The sequence below is a fragment of the Citrobacter sp. Cb031 genome (assembly GCF_030336725.1).
In the GTDB taxonomy this organism is placed as follows: Bacteria; Pseudomonadota; Gammaproteobacteria; order Enterobacterales; family Enterobacteriaceae; genus Citrobacter; species Citrobacter braakii.
Genome location: NZ_JAOWDA010000002.1, coordinates 1 through 211, shown reverse-complemented (window position 1 = coordinate 211; position 211 = coordinate 1). Strand labels below are relative to the sequence as shown.

The window sequence follows — 211 nt, the reverse complement described above, 5'->3', positions numbered from 1 at the left end:
TAATAAGTGGCGGAACGGACGGGACTCGAACCCGCGACCCCCTGCGTGACAGGCAGGTATTCTAACCAACTGAACTACCGCTCCACCGAATTTCTTTGTCACTACCCGGATTATTCATCCCGGTTTACTGCAATTTGATGCCTGGCAGTTCCCTACTCTCGCATGGGGAGACCCCACACTACCATCGGCGCTACGGCGTTTCACTTCTGAG

The 211-nt window shown here is 54.5% G+C and carries 1 tRNA gene; it reads right to left on the bottom strand.

What is annotated here, in order from left to right:
• Window positions 1-7: 7 nt before the first annotated feature.
• Window positions 8-84: transfer RNA gene (locus OGV93_RS00645), tRNA-Asp, on the bottom strand.
• Window positions 85-211 lie beyond the last annotated feature (127 nt).